Genomic DNA, 17262 nt, shown 5'->3' with positions numbered 1-17262 from the left:
CGTCTCCTTACCACAGCAGCTCTCTCTCGCAGGAGGATTCCGCCGACTCCCCCGCCCCGTCGCCATCCCGCGACAAGGGGACGGCAGGGCCCACTCCCCCGGCGGGAAGCATCCAGGCGTCGACGGGGGGATTCGGTCGTTCACGGCGCGCGTATACGGCGAGCGTCTTCATCCAGTCGCCATGCGCGGCGAGACGGCCAAGCACCTCATGGAAACCCGGCTGCCAGGGTGCGGCGTCGACGGTGGCGATGAAGCTGTATGTTCCGTCATGCCCCTTGATGGGCCGCGAGATGAAGCTCGTCATGTTGAGTCCCGCGTCCCGAAGCACGTCGAGAAGGTCGGCGAGGACGCCCGGACCCGTGCTCAGGGGGATGAACACGACCACGCTTTCGAAGTCCATGATCCCCGACGCCCTCTGGCGCTCGAGAAGAACGCGGGCGTCATCACGCGGCGCGAGGACGAGGAAGTCCGTGCGCGCGCCGGCGAAGTCCTGTACGCCGGACTCCAGGGTGCGACGGGAATACAGAGGGCCGCAGACCGCGGGGCCCAACGCCACCTGTCCGGGCTGCAGGTCACGGCAGGCCGCGGCGTTGGATGCGGCGGGCACCGGGACGAGCCCTCGGCGGGCGATGAAGTCCCGGCACTGGGCCAGGCCATGCGGATGGGCGACGGCCTGCCGCAGCGGGACGTCCACGGAATCCCTGAGGACGAAGGCGTCGAAGGCGACGTCCACGGCGACGCGGGCGATGCCGGTGACGTTGCGGGCGTCGATCAGAGCATCGAGATTGGGCACGACGTAGCCCTCGACGTTGTTCTCCCAGGCGATGACCCCCCACGCCTCGCCGGATTCGACGACGTCCATGATCCGAGGCACGTCGTCCACGGGAGTCGGTCGAGGCTCGTGCCCGTACAGGTCGGACAGCGCTGACGCCGACCTGACGGCGGCCTGATGGGTGAACGAGCCACGGGGTCCGAGATAGAGCAGAGCCTCCGGCAGAGAACCCCGGAATGACGCGGCTCCCGTCGCATCGGCGTCCACCGCGGGAACGCGGAGATCCGGAGCGTAGGAGGCGGAAACGGGCCTCGTCCCATCAGGCGTCATCTCCCGGACCTCGTGACGTCGACGCCGTCACCCTGGCCGACGGCTCCGCCGGGCGACCGCCGCCGTGTCCTCGTGGCCCGGAAAAGACGTGCCGGAAGAACGAGAAGCAGAACCTGCACGACGATGAGGCCGTACAGCCATATGTACCCCGCATGCTGGCTGAACCAGGGCAGGGAACCCCCGGAGAATCCCACCGGCGTGGTGGCGTCCCCTCCGGGACCGCCGAAGGCCATTCCCCAGGCGACCATCGAGGATGAGACGAGATGCAGCCCGAGCCCCACGATGCCGGAACGCGACCGTGCGGACCACGCCGAGGCGCCGACGATGGCCAAGGCGAGGACAAGACCGTACGGGATGTCCGCGGAGGCCCCCATGCGATGGGCGAAGGTCCCCACGAAGGCCGAAGCCGCCCCCGCGGCCAGGGTCAGGACCCCACGCTGGACGGGATGGAGCCGATGTGACCAAGGAGCGTCATGCCGCGCATCCGCGGACGTCTCGTCAGAGGGGATCATGCCTCCAGTATGCCCCTTCCGCCCGGAAACCCGGGGAGGGAATCCCCGGGCCGCCCCGAAAAGGAACCGCCGGACGGTCCCACGCGGATCCTTGAACACGAGCCGCCCGGAGACCGGCGCCTGAGGATGAGGCGCGGACTCCGGGCGGAACCGGGGAGGAAAACGGAAGACGGGTGGCGAGGGTCAGGCCGCGTTCTTGTCCTGGCGGCGCTGCTTCGCCCTCCACTTGTACCACTCGTCACGGCTGAGGATGATCTTGCGCACGCGGACGCCCTCGGGAGTCACCTCGACGCATTCGTCCTCGTTCGCGAAGTCGAGGCACTCCTCGAGGCTCATGTCGATCGGCGGCGTCAGGGTCTCCAGCACGTCGGCCGTCGAGGAGCGCATGTTGGTCATATGCTTGGCCAGCGTGATGTTGACGTCGAGCTCGTCGGGCTTGTTGTTCACCCCGACGACCTGTCCCTCGTAGACCGGGCTCTGCGGCTGGACGAAGAAGCTGCCGCGCGCCTGCAGACGCTGCATGGCGTAAGGGGTGGCGATGCCGGCGCGATCGGAGACCATCGAACCGTTCTGGCGGGTGACTATCTGGCCCGCCCATGGTGCGTAGCCGGCCGAGATCGAGCTGGCGATCCCGGTGCCTCTGGTGGCGGAGAGCAGGGCGGTGCGGAATCCGATGAGACCGCGCGAGGGAACGGTGAACTGCAGACGCACCCAGCCGGATCCGTGGTTGGTCATGGAGTCCATGCGCCCCTTGCGGTCGGCCATCAGCTGCGTGATGGTCCCCATGTACTCCTCGGGGACGTCGATGGTCGTGCCCTCCATAGGCTCGTTGATCTTGCCGTCGATGATCTTGGTCACGACCTGCGGCCGGCCGACGGTGAGCTCGTAGCCCTCGCGACGCATCTGCTCGGCGAGGATGGCCAGGGCCAGCTCGCCCCTGCCCTGCACCTGCCAGGCGTCCGGGCGTTCGGTGGGCAGCACGCGGATGGACACGTTGCCGATGAGCTCATGCTCCAGCCGGTCCTTGATCATGCGGGCCGTGAGCTTGTGGTCCTTGCCCTCCGTGCCGGCCAGCGGGGAGTCGTTCACGCCGAAGGTCATGGAGATGGCGGGCTCGTCGATGTGGATCAGCGGCAGAGGCCTGGGGTTCGTCGGATCGACGATGGTCTCGCCGATCATGATGTCGTTGACGCCGGCGACGGCCACGATGTCGCCCGGGCCCGCCTCGTCGACCGGATAGCGGTCGAGTCCGCGCGTGCGCAGGATCTCGGTGAGGCGGAAGCTCTCAAGCGAGCCATCCACGCGGGACAGTCCGTACTGGCGTCCCTTGACGAGGGTGCCGTTGTAGATGCGCACAAGGCCGAGGCGGCCAAGATAGTCGGAGGCGTCGATGTTGGTCACATGGGCCTGAAGGGGCGCATCCTCCTCGTAATGGGGAGCGGGGATCTTCGAGATGATCGCCTCGAAAAGCGGCTCGAGGTCCTTGTTGTCGGGCAGTCCGCCGTCCTCGGGCTGACTGAGCGAGGCGTAGCCGGCCTTGGCCGCGCAGTAGATGACGGGCAGGTCGAGAAGCTTGTCGAGATCGAGGTCCACGCCCTCCTCCGTGACGTCCTGGGCAAGTCCCAGAAGCAGGTCGGTGGATTCGCTGACGACCTCGCTGATGCGGGCGTCGGGACGGTCGACCTTGTTCACGCACAGGATGACGGGCAGCCTGGCCTCGAGCGCCTTGCGCAGCACGAAGCGCGTCTGCGGCAGCGGGCCTTCGGAGGCGTCGACGAGCAGGACCACGCCGTCGACCATGGAGATGCCGCGCTCGACCTCGCCGCCGAAGTCCGCGTGTCCCGGCGTGTCGATGACGTTGATGGTGATGCCTTCGGGATGGCCGTACTTCTCGGCCAGCGGCCCGGTGTACTTCACCGCGGTGTTCTTGGCGAGGATGGTGATGCCCTTCTCACGCTCCAGGGCGTTGGAGTCCATCACGCGGTCGGGGACCTCCTCGCGGTCCGAGAACACATGGGACTGCTGCAGCATGGCGTTCACCAGCGTCGTCTTGCCGTGATCGACATGTGCCACGATCGCCACATTCCGGATATCGCCGCGTACGGCCATCACAAACCTCTTTCTTGCACCATCGGGCCACCTGCCCGCCATGGACGGGACGCCCCGCCTCGGGACCTCCCCGGCATTCGGCGTCCTCGACGTCCGGCGGACGCCAAGGTCCGCCGTTGCACCCTAAACCGTCCCGATGGTAGCCGCGACCGCCGACACATGAGACGATGACCGGCGGCGACAGGCGCCTGACATGTCAGGGACGCCCCGCGACGCCTCGGGGATCGTCCCTGAGAGCCTCTCGGGCGGACGCGGGAAGAAGCGGCGCCAGATCCGCAAGCCCGTCCAGGGAATCGAGTCCCATGCGATCGAGGAACTCCTCCGTCGTGACGAGCAGGGCCGCATGAGTCTCGGGGTCCCCGCCCTGCTCGCGGATGAGCCCTCGGAGCAGAAGCAGACGGATGCTTCCGTCGCTGGCGACTCCCCTGATGGAGGTCACCTGGGCACGGGTGACGGGCTGCTTGTAGGCGACGATGGCCAGCGACTCCAGAGCCGCGGGGGACAGACGCGAGGGCTGCGTACCAGCCATCGCGCGGGCGATGACGGGCGCGAACTCCTCGCGTGAGGCAAGACGCCATCCCCGCACGCCCTTCACGAGGCGGAACCCACGCGGGCGGAGCGGACGACCGACGGCGGCTCCCCCACCGGCGGCCACGGCTCGGTCGTCGCCGTCCCGACCGCCGTCATGGGTCCGAGGCGCCACGCGGACGCGCGCAGTGGGGTCGGCCGCGACGTCAGACGAGCCGTCGGAATCCGGGTCCTCGCCGTCATAGTCGCGACGCAGCGCGTCAAGCTGGCGGAGGACCTCCCGCTCGTCGACCTGGACGGCCTTGGCGAGCTCCGTCGCGCCCATCGGACCGTCGGCGGCCATGAGCACGGCCTCCAGACGCGCGCGAATCTCCTCGACCGGCATGGACACGTCCATCATGGCCTCCCTCCGGCGTTTCGGGCCGGCTCTGCAGGCCGCCTATCCTCCCCGGCGCTTCGCGAACCGTCACCGCCAGGACCGTCACCGCCATAGGGGTCATCGTCGCTCTCCCCCGACGGACCGTCGGCCCACGAGGCTCGCCGACCCCTGCGGGCCTCAGGCGAGCAGCGCAGATGCAGCACGCCGAAGGGCTCCTTCTGCCGGAACTGCACGGACCCCTCGCGGAGGAACACGAGCACGGCAAGGAAACGCGCGACGATGACGATACGGGAGGAGGCGTCGGCGCACAGCTCGTCGAAGGTCGTGCCCTTCTCGTCCGAGAGGCTCAGCAGACGTGAGCGGACGAGCCGCGCCTCGGCGCGCAGATCGACCAACGGCTCGTGGAGACGATGCGCGGAGATGCGGACCGCCGGAGAATCGGACAGCACCCGGGCGGCGACCTGCGCCAGACCCATGGGCGTCACCGTCCATTCCAGGCGGGGCAGAACGGCGGACAGCTCCCCCGGCGAACCCGGATGCGCGATCCATCCTCCATACGCCTCGAGACGGCTTCCGATGTCCTCGGCCGCGCGGGCGAAGGCCTGGTACTGGAGAAGACGGGCGAAAAGAAGGTCACGCTCGCGAAGGGCCTGCATGGCGTCGTCGCCGTCCCCGGGCGTTCCTGGGGACGGCAGCAGCGCGGCGCTTTTCGCCTCCACAAGCACCGAGGCGACGTCAAGGAAGGAGCTCGCCTCGTCAAGATTCGCGGCGACGTCCATCCCGCGCACGTAGGCGAGGAACTCCTCGGTGATGGCCGACAGGGACAGCTCGGTGAGATCGAGGCTGTGCCTGGCAAGCAGACCGATCAGGGCCTCGAAGGGTCCTGAGTAATCCGGCACGTCGACGGTGAAGGACCGCGGCGAGGACCCAGGCGCCGATCCCGTCCGAATCGCGGCGGACGCCTCCGGCCGGATATCCGAGGCATCGGCGACGGAGGCATCCGATGCCGGAGCTCTCATGGAACGATGCCCCGGAAGATGAGCTCCCGGGCCACCTCGCGATACTCCTTGGCCGTCTTGTGCTCCGGCGCGTAGATGGTGATGGGGGCGGCCGCCACGGTGGAGTCGGGAAGCTTGATGGACCTGGAGATCACCGAGTGGAACACCTTCTTCTGAAAGGCCTCGTAGATGCGCTGCAGCACCTCCTCGGAATGCAGCGTGCGGGTGTACATGGTCACCAGCACCCCGTCGACCCTGAGGTCCGGATTGATCCGGGACCGGACCTTCTCGATGGACTGCATGAGAAGCGCGACGCCACGAAGGGCGAAGAACTCGGCCGCCACCGGGATGATGACCCCGTCCGCAGCCGTCAGGGCGTTCACCGTGAGCAGGCCGAGGGACGGCTGGCAGTCGATGATGATGACGTCGTAGTCGTCGCGCACGCGACGAAGGACGCCGGCGAGGATCTGCTCGCGTCCCACCTCCGTCACCAGCTGGATCTCGGCGGCCGACAGGTCGATGTTGGCCGGCATGACGTCGATGCCGGCGAAGTCGGTATGGCGGATGACGCTGTGGGGGTCGGTCGACGAATCGAACAGCGCCGTATAGACGGTGCCGTCGACGGCGTTCGCGTTGATGCCAAGCCCGACGCTGGCGGCACCCTGGGGATCGAAGTCCACGACGAGGACGCGCCTGCCGTACTGGCTGAGCGCGCCGGCGATGTTGATGGAGCTCGTGGTCTTTCCCACGCCGCCCTTCTGGTTGCACATGGCCACCACGCGGGCCGGACCGTGCTGGTCGAGCGGCCGGGGGGCGGGAAACGTCTTATAGACGCGACCAAGCAGATCCGTAGGCATGCGACCCACAGTACCAACATCCCCGCTCACGTCGTCGTCGGGGACGTGTCCGACCCGAGTGCCTCTGATGGGCAGCAGTCCCTGTCCGAAGTCCTCGTCCGCCGTGCGATCCGCCATGTCCGCGCCTCCCGCTCCGCCCCTTCCACGACCCTCGCCGTGGGCGTCGGACGCCCGCGGCGGAACCGTGGTGCCGCGTGGTGCCGCGCGACGCCGTCATCGGTCCCTCACGAATCGTATCTCGCCCGGGGATGGGACGTCAGATAGGTCTCCATCAGGGTCTGGGGGGTGACATGGGTGTAGATCTGCGTGGTCGTCACCGAAGCGTGGCCGAGAAGCTCCTGCACGGTCCGCACGTCCGCGCCGCCCTGCAGCAGATGGGTGGCGAAGGAATGTCTCAGAGTGTGGGGGTGCAGAGGTCTGGGCAGATGGGCGCGCTCCCCGGCAAGCCGCACCGCGTCCCAGGCCGACTGGCGGGAGAGGCGATGCCCGCGGGTGTTGAGAAACACGGCCTGCGCATCCCGTGAGGCGTGGCCACCGGATTGGGCCTGGCCTCGCGCCCTCCGACCCGCCAGGGCGCCGCGGGCCTCGTCAAGATAGCGGCGCATGGCGCGACGCGCGTATCCGCCGATGGGGACGAGCCTCTGGCGCGATCCCTTGCCGGTGAGGCGCACCATGCTGTCGTCAAGGTCCATGTCGGCGAGGTCGAGGCCGACGGCCTCGGATACCCTCGCCCCCGTGGCGTAGAGGAACTCCAGGAGCGCGACGTCACGCAGCACGATGGAGTCCTCCGACCCGCCCATGCGCACCGCCTCCATGAGTCCGGCCACCTGCTCGATGGTGAGCACGTCGGGAAGTCTCTCGGGCGCTTTCGGCGGCTTCACCTCGCGGGACACGTCAAGGTCGACGACCCCTTGGGACAGCGCGAAGCGATGCAGCTCGTGGACGCTGGCCAGACGACGGGCGCGGCTGCGCTCTCCCTCGCCGGCGGCTGCCAGAGAGGCGACGAAGCCCTCGACGTCCCCGCGCGCGACCTCGCGCAGGCGACGATGCCCCCGACCGGCGATCCAGTCGGCGTAGGCCTTCAGATCGGCGCGGTAGGCGGTGACGGTGGCCTCCGCAAGCCCTCTTTCGATGCCGATGTGAACGAGGAACTGCCGGATGGTCGCGACGATGTCGCCGGCCGCCGGCTCCGGCGGCAACAGGCCCCGACCCGTCCGGTCATCGACCCTCGGGGACGGCGTCCCCCCCCGGAGCCGCCCGTCGCCGTATAGACGACGACCCCGCCCGGAGGGGGCGGGGTCGCGACACGGAGGAACGTCGGTCATGACCGCATCAGGCCGCGACGGGTGCGTTCACGTCCTCCGGAAGCGCGTTCTTCGCCTCGGCGACGATGGCGCGGAAGGTATCCGGATCATTGACGGCCAGATCGGCCAGGGCGCGGCGGTCAAGCTCGATGCCGGCGAGGCGCAGCCCCTGGATGAAGCGGTTGTAGGTGATGCCCTCGGCGCGGACGGCGGCGTTGATGCGCTCGATCCACAGCTTGCGGAAGTCGCCCTTGCGGGCCTTGCGGTCACGGAAGTTGTAGTTGAAGGAATGGAGCAGCTGCTCCTTGGCCTTGCGATACAGACGGGAGCGCTGGCCGCGATAGCCCGACGCCCTTTCGAGAACGACGCGGCGCTTCTTGTGGGCGTTCACTGCGCGCTTGACTCGTGCCATGATGTGTTCCTCGGCTTTCTGGTTCTAGATGATGGCGTTCGCTGCTGCGGAGCTCAGTGGTTGAGCAGTCCGCGCATGCGCCGGTCCTGCGACGGCGCGATGGCCTCGTCCGCGGACAGGGCGCGGCGGCGGCGGGCCGACTTGTTCTCGAGATTGTGGCGCATGCCGCTGCCGACGTGCATGAGCTTGCCGGTGCCGGTCACGCGGATGCGCTTGGACGCCGCTGAGTTACTTTTCATCTTCGGCATTGCTGCCCTCCTTGTTTATGGGATGAAATCCGCTGGTTTCCACGCCGGAACGGCGTGCCGATCCGATCAGCGACCCTCTCGGGCCGATCGACCGCCATGCTCCGGCCTGTGCGACGCGGCCATGCCGGCGGGCGACGCGGGAGCCGCGACGACCTGTGCCACCGGGGCCTCGGCCTGCTCCGGGGCGTCCGTCTGCTTGGCGGCCAGACGAGCCGCCTGGCGCGCCTGGCGCTCGGCCTTGGATTCCGCGCCGCGACGCCGCTGTTCGGACTGCGTGTGGACCTTCTTGCCCTTGGGCGCAAGCGTCATGATGATGTTGCGGCCCTCCTGCCGTGGCGAGGACTCGATGCTGCCGTATTCGGCCACGTCCTCGGCAAGACGCCGCAGCAGCTCGACGCCGCCGATCGGACGTGACTGTTCGCGCCCACGAAGCATGATCGTGACCTTGACCTTGTCTCCGCCGGTGAGGAAACGGGTCACATGGCCCTCCTTCACGGTGAAGTCGTGATCATCGATCTTGAGGCGGAAGCGGATCTCCTTGATCTCGGCGGCGCTCTGGTTGCGCCTCGCCTCACGGGCCTTGACCTTCTCGGTGTACTTGAACTTGCCGTAGTCGATGAGCTTCGCCACCGGAGGCTTCGCGTTCGGAGCGACCTCGACGAGGTCGAGGCTCGCCTCCCTGGCCAGATTCAGCGCGACCGTGGTCGCGATGACCCCGACCTGCTCGCCGTTCGGGCCGATGAGACGCACCTGTGGCACCCGAATCTCATCGTTGATACGTGGTTCGTCGCTGATGATGACTCCTATCCTCGCCTATCCGTTCCACCGAGACGACCCCTCCCGGATTCCCGCATCGCGCCCATGGACGGCCATGCGGCCGCATACCAGACAGGAAGGCATCGCCTTCCGCGTTCGTCGGAACAGTCCGACCATGGACCCGAACCCCTCGGGGGTTCCAGGTGGGGGGCAGCCCCACTTTCTTGATTGCTCAAGCCAGTCGGCAATCATAGCACACCACCGCGGACGGCGCCACGCCGCCGACATCCGGTTCCGCCGCCGGACGGATACGGGAGCCACGACGGTCACGACCCGTCCGCGGTCTACAGTGTCGTCCATGACGAGGATGCGCGATGCTTCGCTGACCCCTTCGACCTCTCCGCCCGCGTCGACGGATCGAACCCCGGCGGCGTGGGCGCCGGCGCCCCTCACGCCCGCGTCCGCGGAGGACGGCGCGCGGGGAGGCCCGCTCCTCTGCCTGCTGTTCGCCGCGGGATCGTATCCCGATCCCCTCCCTCCTCTGCCGGCGGCGGATATCGTCATCGCGGCGGACGGCGGGCTGGACGTTCTGCGGCGTCTCGGACGAAGGGCCGACGTCGCCGTGGGCGACTTCGACTCCCTCGTCGGCGCACGTCCGCGGGACGGAGGCCCGGACGCCGCCAGGGTCATCGCCCTTCCCCCGCAGAAGGATGACACCGACATGCTGGCCGCGCTCAAAACCGGATGGTCCCTGGGAGCGAGGGTCTTCCACGTCTTCGGAGGACTCGGCGGACGCGTCGACCACTCCCTGGCCAACATGCAGACCATGGCCCTGCTGGCGGCGCACGGCGGGATCGGCTTCCTCCACGGCGACGGGCAGGTGGTGACCGCCGTCGCCGACGGTCGCCTGTCCTTCCCCGCGCACGCCTGCGCGCCACGCTCGATGGTGTCGGTGCTGTCCCATACCGATGAATCCCGCGGAGTGAGCGAAACGGGTCTCAAGTACGGACTCGATGGCGTGACCATGTCCAACGTCCAGGTCCGGGGAGTGAGCAACGAGTTCCTCGACCGCATCCCGGCCGTGGTCGAGGTCCGCCACGGCACCCTCGTGGTGACGTTCCCCGAGGATGCGCCGCTGCCGTCGCTCATCCCCTTCCATGCATGGGACGGGCGCCTCGGGCGCCTCGACGCGTCGGTCTCCGCGGCTTTGCGGACGCCGGGGTCGCTGGCATAGCCGCCCGGTACGCCTCTCCTTTTTACGCCTTGGGCATCGTCCGACGCGTCATCCCGGTACAGGCGCCGCATTAGAGTGGGGTCTGTCGGTAAACCATGCCGTGGTGCGCGTCAGCACCCGGTTCCGATCCCCAAGGGAGACATACATGACAGTCAAGATTGGTATCAACGGCTTCGGCCGCATCGGTCGTCTGGCGTTCCGCCGCATCTTCGAGCTGCAGGCTCGCGGCGGCGAGGCCGGTGACATCGAGGTCGCGGCCATCAACGACCTGACCACGCCGTCCATGCTCGCCTATCTGCTCAAGTACGACAGCACCCATGGGACCTTCCGCCATGACGACGGCACCCCCGTCGAGGTCACCTCGACCGATGACTCCATCGTGGTCGACGGCAAGTCGTACAAGGTGTACGCCGAGAAGGACGCCAACAACATCCCGTGGGTGAAGAACGACGGCGTCGAGTTCGTGCTCGAGTGCACCGGCTTCTACACCTCGGCCGACAAGTCGCAGGCGCACCTCAACGCCGGCGCCAAGAAGGTCCTCATCTCCGCCCCGGCGAAGGACGACACCACGCCCACCGTGGTCTTCGGCGTCAACCACGAGATCCTCAAGCCCGAGGACGCGATCGTCTCCGCAGGCTCCTGCACGACCAACTCCCTGGCCGCCATGGTCAAGCTCGTCGACGAGAAGTGGGGCATCAAGGCGGGCTTCATGACCACCGTGCACGCCTACACCGGCACGCAGATGATCCTCGACGGACCCCGCTTCCCCAAGGCCCGCAACAACCGCGCGGCTGCGATCAACACCATCCCCCATTCGACCGGAGCGGCCAAGGCCATCGGCAAGGTCGTCCCTTCCGTCAACGGCAAGCTGCAGGGCCACGCCCAGCGCATCGCCGTCCCTGACGGCTCCGTCACCGAGCTCACCAGCGTGCTGGAGAAGCCCGCCACGGTCGACGAGATCAACGAGGCCTTCAGGCAGGCCTTCTCCGACACCGACTTCTACGGCTACAACGCCGACGGCATCGTGTCCTCGGACATCATCGACGACACGCACGGCGGAGTCTTCGACCCGACCCAGACCGACGTCAACGCGGTCGATGGCGTCACCCTCGCCCGCACGGTGTCCTGGTACGACAACGAGTACGGCTTCACCTGCAACATGATCCGCACCCTGCTGTACTTCGCCGAGATCTCCGAGTGATTCCCCGGTAGGATGCCGGACGCCGCGACGGCGTCGAGCGGATGACTCCGCGCTTGACAAGGCATCCGAGCTTCGGCCCCTGACGTCCCCGCGACGGAAGGGGCCGAAACGTATGCGGCAGGATCCCATGTCCTCGGGCCGCATCGCTTCGATGTGCAGCGGTCGGATGCCGCACGGAACGGGAACCGGACGGGGCGAGCGGGCCGGGAGGAACGCGGACCGAAGAATACGCAGCGAAGGAAGGCAGGAGGACGATACAGGAAAGGACAGAGACCATAATGGCGAAGAAGGCACGACGGGCGCGGCACGGGTCGACCCCGGCGACGCTGGAGCTGGAACACGCCGGAATCTCCTTCCGGACCTACGAATACGAGCACTCCATCGACCATATGGACGGGGGCTACGGAATCGAGGCTTCTCGTCTTCTGGGAATCCCCGAGGAGCGCGTGTACAAGACGCTGATGGCGGACGTGGGTTCCGAGCGCGTCATCGGCATCGTGCCCGTCAGCGGGCATCTCGATCTCAAGGCCCTGGCCGCCGCTGTCGGCGCCAAGAAGGCCGTGATGGCCGATCCGAAGGTAGCCCAGAGGGAAAGCGGCTACGTGCTGGGCGGCATCTCGCCGCTGGGCCAGCGCGCGCGGCATCGCACCGTGCTGGACGAGGACGCCCTGCTCTTCGATGAGATCCTCGTTTCGGGCGGCAGGCGCGGCTTCGACGTGGGTCTCGATCCGAAGGACCTGTGCACGATTCTGGAGGCCACGACGGCGCCCATTCGCGCCCGCTGACGCCGACGCGACGAAAGGAGAAACGGGCGGTCGACCGTCAGACAGCCGCCCCCCGAGCCGCCGCGGCCATCGAACCGGACGGGGAGGGGCGTTCCGACGATCCATGCGCACGCAGCTGGGAGGGCATGACGAAATGCATCGTCTCCCTCACCCCCCCGGCATGCTCGACGCGGTCATACCCCCACGTCCCCAGAACCTCGACGACGCCTGCGACGAGTTCGTCGGGAACGGAGGCGCCGGAGGAGACGCCCACCGTCGAGACCCCTTCGAACCAATCTCGGCGAAGCTCCCCCGCGTCGTCGATGCGCCAGGCGCCGCCGCGGCCGCCCAGCTCCTCGCGGGCGACCTCCATCAGGCGCACGGAGTTCGAGGAGTTCGCCGATCCCACGATGACGACCGCGTCGGAGCGTCTGGCCACGAGCTTGACCGCCGTCTGGCGGTTCTGCGTGGCATAGCAGATGTCCGAGCTGGGCGGCTCCTCGATCCAGGGGAAGCGCCCGCGTATGGCGGCCGACAGATCGGCCGTCTCATCGACGCTCAGAGTGGTCTGGGTGAGCAGCACCAGACGCTGCGTGGAGGGAAAGTCGAGCGCGCCGAGATCCTCCGGACCGTCGACGAGATGCACGTGCCCGGGGGCCTCGCCGATGACCCCGACGGCCTCGTCATGTCCGTGATGGCCGATGTAGACGATTTCGTACCCCTCGCGCACGAACCTCTGCACCTCACGATGAACCTTGCTCACCAACGGGCAGGTGGCGTCGACGATCCGCATGCCACGCGCCTTCGCCTGGCTCTGGACATCGGGGGACACCCCGTGAGCGGAGAAGACGACCGGGACCCCCGCCTCGACGTCCTCCTGAGGGATGTCCTCGAGCTCCTCGACGAAGACGGCCCCCTGGCCGGCCAGCTCCTCGACGACATGGCGATTGTGGACGATCTGGCGGCGGACGTAGACGGGGGGACGCCCATCCTCTCGCCGCGAGGAGGCGAGGATGGTACGCACGGCGAGAATGGCGCGGTCGACCCCGGCGCAGAACCCCCGTGGATCAGCCAGTATGATGCGCCCTCCCATGCAGTCCCTTTCTCGCCGCCCGGATGTGCCCCCCACACTACCAGCGATGGCATCGCCCCATCCGATCCGTTGGCTGCGGGAGGATACGGGGCCGTGGAATCGGAGGGATGATAGCCTATGTCTGTCACGGGCGCATCGCGGCGCCGATTCGACGACGTCGTCACAGGCTGACGACAGGAAGGCTTTCCTCTATGAACAACCAGCGGGTCCGGAGCATGGGCCTTCGGACGCTTCCGCCCCGGTCGGGCCATCAGTACTCGATATCCTTCGGCGACTGGCATGCCGTCGTCACCGGAGTCGGGGCGCATCTCAGGGAGCTGACCTTCCGGGGGCATGACGTGGTCGTGCCCTTCGATGCCGACGGACTCGTCCCCACCTGCAACGGCCGCATCCTCGTCCCGTTCCCGAACCGGATCGCCGATGGCCGATACGTCTTCGAAGGCCATGCCTACGAACTGCCTCTGGACGAGCACGAGCGGCGCAACGCCATCCACGGCTACGGCTACAGGTCCTCCTGGGCCCTCGAGTCCCTCGCCGAGGACTCGGTGACTCTCCAATGGAGGGTTCCGGACATGAACGGATACCCCTTCGACGTGCTTGTCGAGGCGACCTATCGTCTGGACGCCGCGGGGCTTCGCCTCCAGGTCGAGGCGACGAACAACGGGGACGAGAGCGCCCCCTGGGCCATGGGATTCCACCCGTGGCTTTCCAATGGCGGTCACGCGCGTGGGGATTCCATCGACGCCGACAACGCCCTATGCACGCTCGGCCTCGACGCCTCCACCCACGTCACCGTCGACGACCGGCTGCTTCCCACCGGCACGGAACCCGTCGAGGGCACGCGCTTCGACCTGCGGCGGGGACGTCGCCTCACCGAGGCCTTCGATGACGCGTGGACCGACGTGAGGCATGATGCGACGGGCCGGACCCGCGCGGTTCTCGACCGTCCTGACGGCATGCGCGTCACGATCGGCGGGGACGCGAGCATCACCTCGTTCCAGGTGTGCACAGGCACCGGATTCCCGGCTGAGACGAGGCCGACGGGCGTGGCGGTGGAGCCGCAGACGGCCTATGCCAACGCCTTCAACACGGGGCGCGACCTCACCGTCCTGTCCCCCGGCGAACGTACGTCGTCCTCGCTGTTCATCGAGGCGGAGGACATGCACGCATAGTCCGCGCCTATGGCCGCAACCCTTGCGCTTGCCGCGGTCCCGGCCATGTGCGATAATCCGGAGGGTTCGTTACCGTCAAGCAAAGGAGTCCATCATGGGCATGCGCGGACGCAAGCGCAAGGATCGTCGCAAGAAGGCCGCCAACCACGGCAAGAGGCCAAACGCCTGAGCGAACGCCGGTCCTTCGGGATCTGCACCCTTAGGAATCCGCGCAGGGGCGGTCGGGATGAGAGATCATTCCGACCGCCCCTGCCGTATGCGATCGTCGCACCCTATGGTCGTGAAGGGACCCCGCCTCGTCAGGCCCGGAAAGGACAGGACCACGACTCGGATGGGCGGGACAAGGCCAAGGCGTCACTCGGATGCCGGAATCAGACGAGGGAACCGGATGAGGGGAACCCGCCAATCCGCGAATCCGCGGCCCGGACGCTCTCCTCCTGATCACAGCAGTGGTCGATCGTCTCCCGTAGGCGCCTGAGCAGGCATTCCGGCGCCACGTCGGGCCGCAGATACGAGCGCAGCACCTCGATGAGCTCCCTCTCCCGCGCATCGCAGCAGCTGCGAGGGTCGAAGCAGTCCCGTCCGGACGCGTCCGGCAGCGACTCCACGGAATCGGAGTGGGCAACGACGGTGACCTCCGTGCGGTCCACGGACCCGGACGTCACCGACGTACTCGTCACCGATGTGACGGAAAGACGCCCACGGCGAATCTCATCGCCCATGGTCACTCTCCCTTCCTGCCGCCATCGGCCCATGCATCTCGTTGCGGACGGCCACGAGGCCGTCCCCGGCATCCTGGGCGCCGCTCACTCCATTATGGGCCTCAGCGGCCCGACGCCCTTTCGCGGGCAGTGAAGCGGAACGACGATCCGATGCGGCGACGCGGTATCCCCGTTCGCGGGCGTAGGCGGCGAGCTCGCGGCGCAGCTGCGCCCGGGCCCTGTTCAGCCGGCTCATCACGGTGCCGATGGGGACCCCCTGCTCATCGGCCACCTGCTGATAGGTCTTGCCGTCGACGGCCGCGTCGATGAAAACCTGCCGTCTCTCGGAGCTCAGGGTTCCCAGGGCTCGAAGGATCTCCTCGGGGGCGAAGGCGTCGAGATACTCCTGCTCGGCGGATTTGAGCCCTTCGGAGGCATGCTCGGAGGCCGAATAGATGTCCCAGTCGTCATAGCTTCCCGTGGAATCGTTGGCCCGCTTCGGACGTCTTTTCGCCTTGGCGTACTGATTGAAGTAGGCGTTGCGCTCGATGGTCGTCATCCACGCCTCGAAGTTGCTCCCCGGCGTGAATCCATCGAAGGCCTTGAAGGCACGTTCGAAGGTGTCCTGCACAAGGTCCTGGGCGTCCTCGGGACTGTTCGTCAGCCTCATCGCCTGCCGATACAGGGCGTTCACCGCGGGCATGGCAAGAGCCTCGAAGCGCGCGCGCTTGCGCTCCACCGTCTCCTGCCGTCCGTCTGTCACAACGGCCATTCTAGGGTGCGCGCGCGCCGACGCCCGGACCGCGACTCGCCGCGTGCGGCCTCTCCGGTCGTACCCGCATGACACTCCCAGACACGGATCATCTCCGGCGGGCACAATGGAGGCATGACCTTGCCATCGACCTCATCATCGTCCGCGCCGTCGGAGTCCACGCCGTCGACCTCGGGATTGGACGCACTGCTGGCCACGCTGCACTCCCTCGACCCGCAGCCCCGAACGACCACCCTCCACGATTCGCGTCTGCTCGGCTTCGACACCGAGACCACCGGGGCCCGCCCGGGGCGCGACGCCATCGTCTCGGCCTGTCTGGTGCTTCGCGACCCTTCGCAGGGGCACGAGGGGGACGTACGGGCCTCATGGATCATCAACCCCCATCGGCGCATGTCGGCGGGCGCCTCGGCCGTCAACCGCTTCACCGACGACTTCCTCGAGGAGAACGGCGATGAGCCGACGACGGCGCTCGCCCAGATCGCCGAGGCGATACGGGACGCGCAGCGGCTCGGCATCCCGCTTCTCGCCTACAACGCCCCCTTCGACGTCGCCATGCTGCAGGGGGATCTTGGCCGCTGGAGCCTTCCCTCCGTCGATGCCGGCCTCGTCGTCGATCCGCTCGTCATCGATCGCCAGGTGTCGAGGCGCCATGGACGACGCACCCTGTCGGACACCACCGCGTACTACGGCGTCGAACCCGATGGGAACTTCCATGACGCCGCCGCCGACACCACGGCCGCGGTCGACCTCATCGCTCCGATGAGCGTGCTGTACCCCCAGGTGGGTGCCCTGGGTCTGGACGGGATCATGGATTGGCAGCGCCGGGCCCACGAGGAGTGGAAGGCGTCCTTCAACGCATGGCTCGAATCGCGCGGGCGCCGTCCCATCACCGACGGCTGGCTGTAGGTGGCATCCGAACGGGATGCCACCCGAACGATCGGGATGACGGACGCGCAGGACGCCCGGCGACGCAGGATACGACGAAACGACCGGATGTAGCGGACGGATGACGCCGAAGAAGGATATGGGAGAGGTCGATGCGGAAGATGGAATCAGATAAGACCCAGGCCGCGTTGGTGGGGGGTGGCGGGGAGGGCTCCCCGCGCGATGCGTGGCGGGG

At 67.8% G+C, this 17262-nt stretch carries 19 protein-coding genes; 6 read left to right on the top strand and 13 right to left on the bottom strand.

Annotated elements, in window-relative coordinates:
• Window positions 1-7 precede the first annotated feature (7 nt).
• The 10 genes from RWX87_RS02650 to infC form a co-directional block, all read right to left on the bottom strand.
• Window positions 8-1102 (bottom strand): prephenate dehydratase domain-containing protein, encoded by a 1095-nt coding sequence (locus RWX87_RS02650; RefSeq protein WP_314686628.1) that lies wholly within the window; start codon window positions 1100-1102, stop codon window positions 8-10.
• A complete protein-coding gene (locus RWX87_RS02645) occupies window positions 1099-1614 on the bottom strand; it encodes an alcohol dehydrogenase (protein ID WP_314686624.1) in 516 nt (171 codons plus the stop codon). Before RWX87_RS02645 ends, RWX87_RS02650 begins: the two co-directional genes overlap by 4 nt.
• Before the next feature lie 183 nt (window positions 1615-1797).
• Window positions 1798-3723, bottom strand: coding sequence for a translational GTPase TypA (gene typA / locus RWX87_RS02640; protein WP_314686622.1), 1926 nt, complete (start codon window positions 3721-3723; stop codon window positions 1798-1800).
• Between the two features lie 196 nt (window positions 3724-3919).
• Window positions 3920-4651: an SMC-Scp complex subunit ScpB gene (locus tag RWX87_RS02635; RefSeq protein ID WP_314686620.1), complete on the bottom strand. Its 732-nt coding sequence runs from the start codon at window positions 4649-4651 to the stop codon at window positions 3920-3922.
• A complete protein-coding gene (locus tag RWX87_RS02630; protein WP_314686618.1) occupies window positions 4648-5529 on the bottom strand; it encodes a ScpA family protein in 882 nt (293 codons plus the stop codon). The genes RWX87_RS02635 and RWX87_RS02630 overlap by 4 nt, the downstream gene beginning before the upstream one ends.
• Window positions 5530-5645: 116 nt before the next feature.
• Entirely contained in the window at window positions 5646-6485 is an 840-nt protein-coding gene (locus tag RWX87_RS02625; protein ID WP_314686668.1) for an AAA family ATPase, read from the bottom strand.
• Between the two features lie 224 nt (window positions 6486-6709).
• The gene (xerD, locus tag RWX87_RS02620; protein ID WP_314686615.1) at window positions 6710-7684 is read right to left on the bottom strand and encodes a site-specific tyrosine recombinase XerD; all 975 of its coding nucleotides are present in this window, start codon (window positions 7682-7684) and stop codon (window positions 6710-6712) included.
• 133 nt (window positions 7685-7817) lie between these two features.
• Window positions 7818-8201 (bottom strand): 50S ribosomal protein L20, encoded by a 384-nt coding sequence (gene rplT / locus RWX87_RS02615; protein ID WP_314686612.1) that lies wholly within the window; start codon window positions 8199-8201, stop codon window positions 7818-7820.
• Window positions 8202-8254: 53 nt separating this feature from the next.
• Window positions 8255-8449 carry a 50S ribosomal protein L35 gene (rpmI, locus tag RWX87_RS02610; protein WP_314686610.1) on the bottom strand — a complete coding sequence of 65 codons (195 nt, stop codon included), beginning with the start codon at window positions 8447-8449 and terminating at the stop codon, window positions 8255-8257.
• A 66-nt stretch (window positions 8450-8515) separates the two neighbouring features.
• Window positions 8516-9256 carry a translation initiation factor IF-3 gene (gene infC / locus RWX87_RS02605; protein ID WP_314686666.1) on the bottom strand — a complete coding sequence of 247 codons (741 nt, stop codon included), beginning with the start codon at window positions 9254-9256 and terminating at the stop codon, window positions 8516-8518.
• A gap of 307 nt (window positions 9257-9563) precedes the next feature.
• On the opposite strand from infC, the gene RWX87_RS02600 reads away from it, so the two are divergent.
• From RWX87_RS02600 to ybaK, 3 genes are all read left to right on the top strand, one after another.
• Window positions 9564-10439 carry a thiamine diphosphokinase gene (locus RWX87_RS02600; RefSeq protein WP_314686607.1) on the top strand — a complete coding sequence of 292 codons (876 nt, stop codon included), beginning with the start codon at window positions 9564-9566 and terminating at the stop codon, window positions 10437-10439.
• A gap of 145 nt (window positions 10440-10584) precedes the next feature.
• A complete protein-coding gene (gene gap / locus RWX87_RS02595) occupies window positions 10585-11640 on the top strand; it encodes a type I glyceraldehyde-3-phosphate dehydrogenase (RefSeq protein ID WP_314686605.1) in 1056 nt (351 codons plus the stop codon).
• Between the two features lie 278 nt (window positions 11641-11918).
• Window positions 11919-12425, top strand: a complete 507-nt coding sequence (ybaK, locus tag RWX87_RS02590; RefSeq protein ID WP_314686603.1) for a Cys-tRNA(Pro) deacylase — start codon at window positions 11919-11921, stop codon at window positions 12423-12425.
• A gap of 37 nt (window positions 12426-12462) precedes the next feature.
• Here ybaK and RWX87_RS02585 read toward each other — a convergent pair whose 3' ends face one another.
• Window positions 12463-13497 carry a 4-hydroxy-3-methylbut-2-enyl diphosphate reductase gene (locus RWX87_RS02585; RefSeq protein ID WP_314686600.1) on the bottom strand — a complete coding sequence of 345 codons (1035 nt, stop codon included), beginning with the start codon at window positions 13495-13497 and terminating at the stop codon, window positions 12463-12465.
• 215 nt (window positions 13498-13712) lie between these two features.
• On the opposite strand from RWX87_RS02585, the gene RWX87_RS02580 reads away from it, so the two are divergent.
• A complete protein-coding gene (locus RWX87_RS02580) occupies window positions 13713-14669 on the top strand; it encodes an aldose 1-epimerase family protein (RefSeq protein ID WP_314686599.1) in 957 nt (318 codons plus the stop codon).
• 94 nt (window positions 14670-14763) lie between these two features.
• The gene (locus RWX87_RS06805) at window positions 14764-14838 is read left to right on the top strand and encodes a 50S ribosomal protein bL37 (RefSeq protein ID WP_003817083.1); all 75 of its coding nucleotides are present in this window, start codon (window positions 14764-14766) and stop codon (window positions 14836-14838) included.
• 202 nt (window positions 14839-15040) lie between these two features.
• On the opposite strand, the gene RWX87_RS02575 is transcribed toward RWX87_RS06805, so the two are convergent.
• A complete protein-coding gene (locus RWX87_RS02575) occupies window positions 15041-15391 on the bottom strand; it encodes a hypothetical protein (RefSeq protein WP_314686597.1) in 351 nt (116 codons plus the stop codon).
• On the bottom strand, window positions 15381-16073 hold the full coding sequence (locus tag RWX87_RS02570; protein WP_314686664.1) for a sigma-70 family RNA polymerase sigma factor: 693 nt from the start codon (window positions 16071-16073) through the stop codon (window positions 15381-15383). The genes RWX87_RS02575 and RWX87_RS02570 overlap by 11 nt, the downstream gene beginning before the upstream one ends.
• Window positions 16074-16256: 183 nt before the next feature.
• Between RWX87_RS02570 and RWX87_RS02565 the strand changes: the two genes are divergently transcribed.
• On the top strand, window positions 16257-17048 hold the full coding sequence (locus RWX87_RS02565; protein WP_314686595.1) for an exonuclease domain-containing protein: 792 nt from the start codon (window positions 16257-16259) through the stop codon (window positions 17046-17048).
• Window positions 17049-17262: the final 214 nt, after the last annotated feature.

Source organism: uncultured Bifidobacterium sp., assembly GCF_963540075.1.
In the GTDB taxonomy this organism is placed as follows: Bacteria; Actinomycetota; Actinomycetes; order Actinomycetales; family Bifidobacteriaceae; genus Bifidobacterium.
This window is presented reverse-complemented; position numbering and strand designations above follow the sequence as displayed.

Coding starts and splice junctions, on each gene's coding strand:
- RWX87_RS02600 (WP_314686607.1), top strand. CDS start 9,564: ATGACGAGGATGCGCGATGCTTCGCTGACCCCTTCGACCTCTCCGCCC.
- RWX87_RS02625 (WP_314686668.1), bottom strand. CDS start 6,485: ATGCCTACGGATCTGCTTGGTCGCGTCTATAAGACGTTTCCCGCCCCC.
- ybaK (WP_314686603.1), top strand. CDS start 11,919: ATGGCGAAGAAGGCACGACGGGCGCGGCACGGGTCGACCCCGGCGACG.
- RWX87_RS02570 (WP_314686664.1), bottom strand. CDS start 16,073: ATGCCCGCGGTGAACGCCCTGTATCGGCAGGCGATGAGGCTGACGAAC.
- RWX87_RS02645 (WP_314686624.1), bottom strand. CDS start 1,614: ATGATCCCCTCTGACGAGACGTCCGCGGATGCGCGGCATGACGCTCCT.
- rpmI (WP_314686610.1), bottom strand. CDS start 8,449: ATGCCGAAGATGAAAAGTAACTCAGCGGCGTCCAAGCGCATCCGCGTG.
- RWX87_RS02565 (WP_314686595.1), top strand. CDS start 16,257: ATGACCTTGCCATCGACCTCATCATCGTCCGCGCCGTCGGAGTCCACG.
- RWX87_RS02650 (WP_314686628.1), bottom strand. CDS start 1,102: ATGACGCCTGATGGGACGAGGCCCGTTTCCGCCTCCTACGCTCCGGAT.
- rplT (WP_314686612.1), bottom strand. CDS start 8,201: ATGGCACGAGTCAAGCGCGCAGTGAACGCCCACAAGAAGCGCCGCGTC.
- RWX87_RS02575 (WP_314686597.1), bottom strand. CDS start 15,391: ATGGGCGATGAGATTCGCCGTGGGCGTCTTTCCGTCACATCGGTGACG.
- RWX87_RS02585 (WP_314686600.1), bottom strand. CDS start 13,497: ATGGGAGGGCGCATCATACTGGCTGATCCACGGGGGTTCTGCGCCGGG.
- typA (WP_314686622.1), bottom strand. CDS start 3,723: ATGGCCGTACGCGGCGATATCCGGAATGTGGCGATCGTGGCACATGTC.
- RWX87_RS02635 (WP_314686620.1), bottom strand. CDS start 4,651: ATGATGGACGTGTCCATGCCGGTCGAGGAGATTCGCGCGCGTCTGGAG.
- RWX87_RS02580 (WP_314686599.1), top strand. CDS start 13,713: ATGGGCCTTCGGACGCTTCCGCCCCGGTCGGGCCATCAGTACTCGATA.
- gap (WP_314686605.1), top strand. CDS start 10,585: ATGACAGTCAAGATTGGTATCAACGGCTTCGGCCGCATCGGTCGTCTG.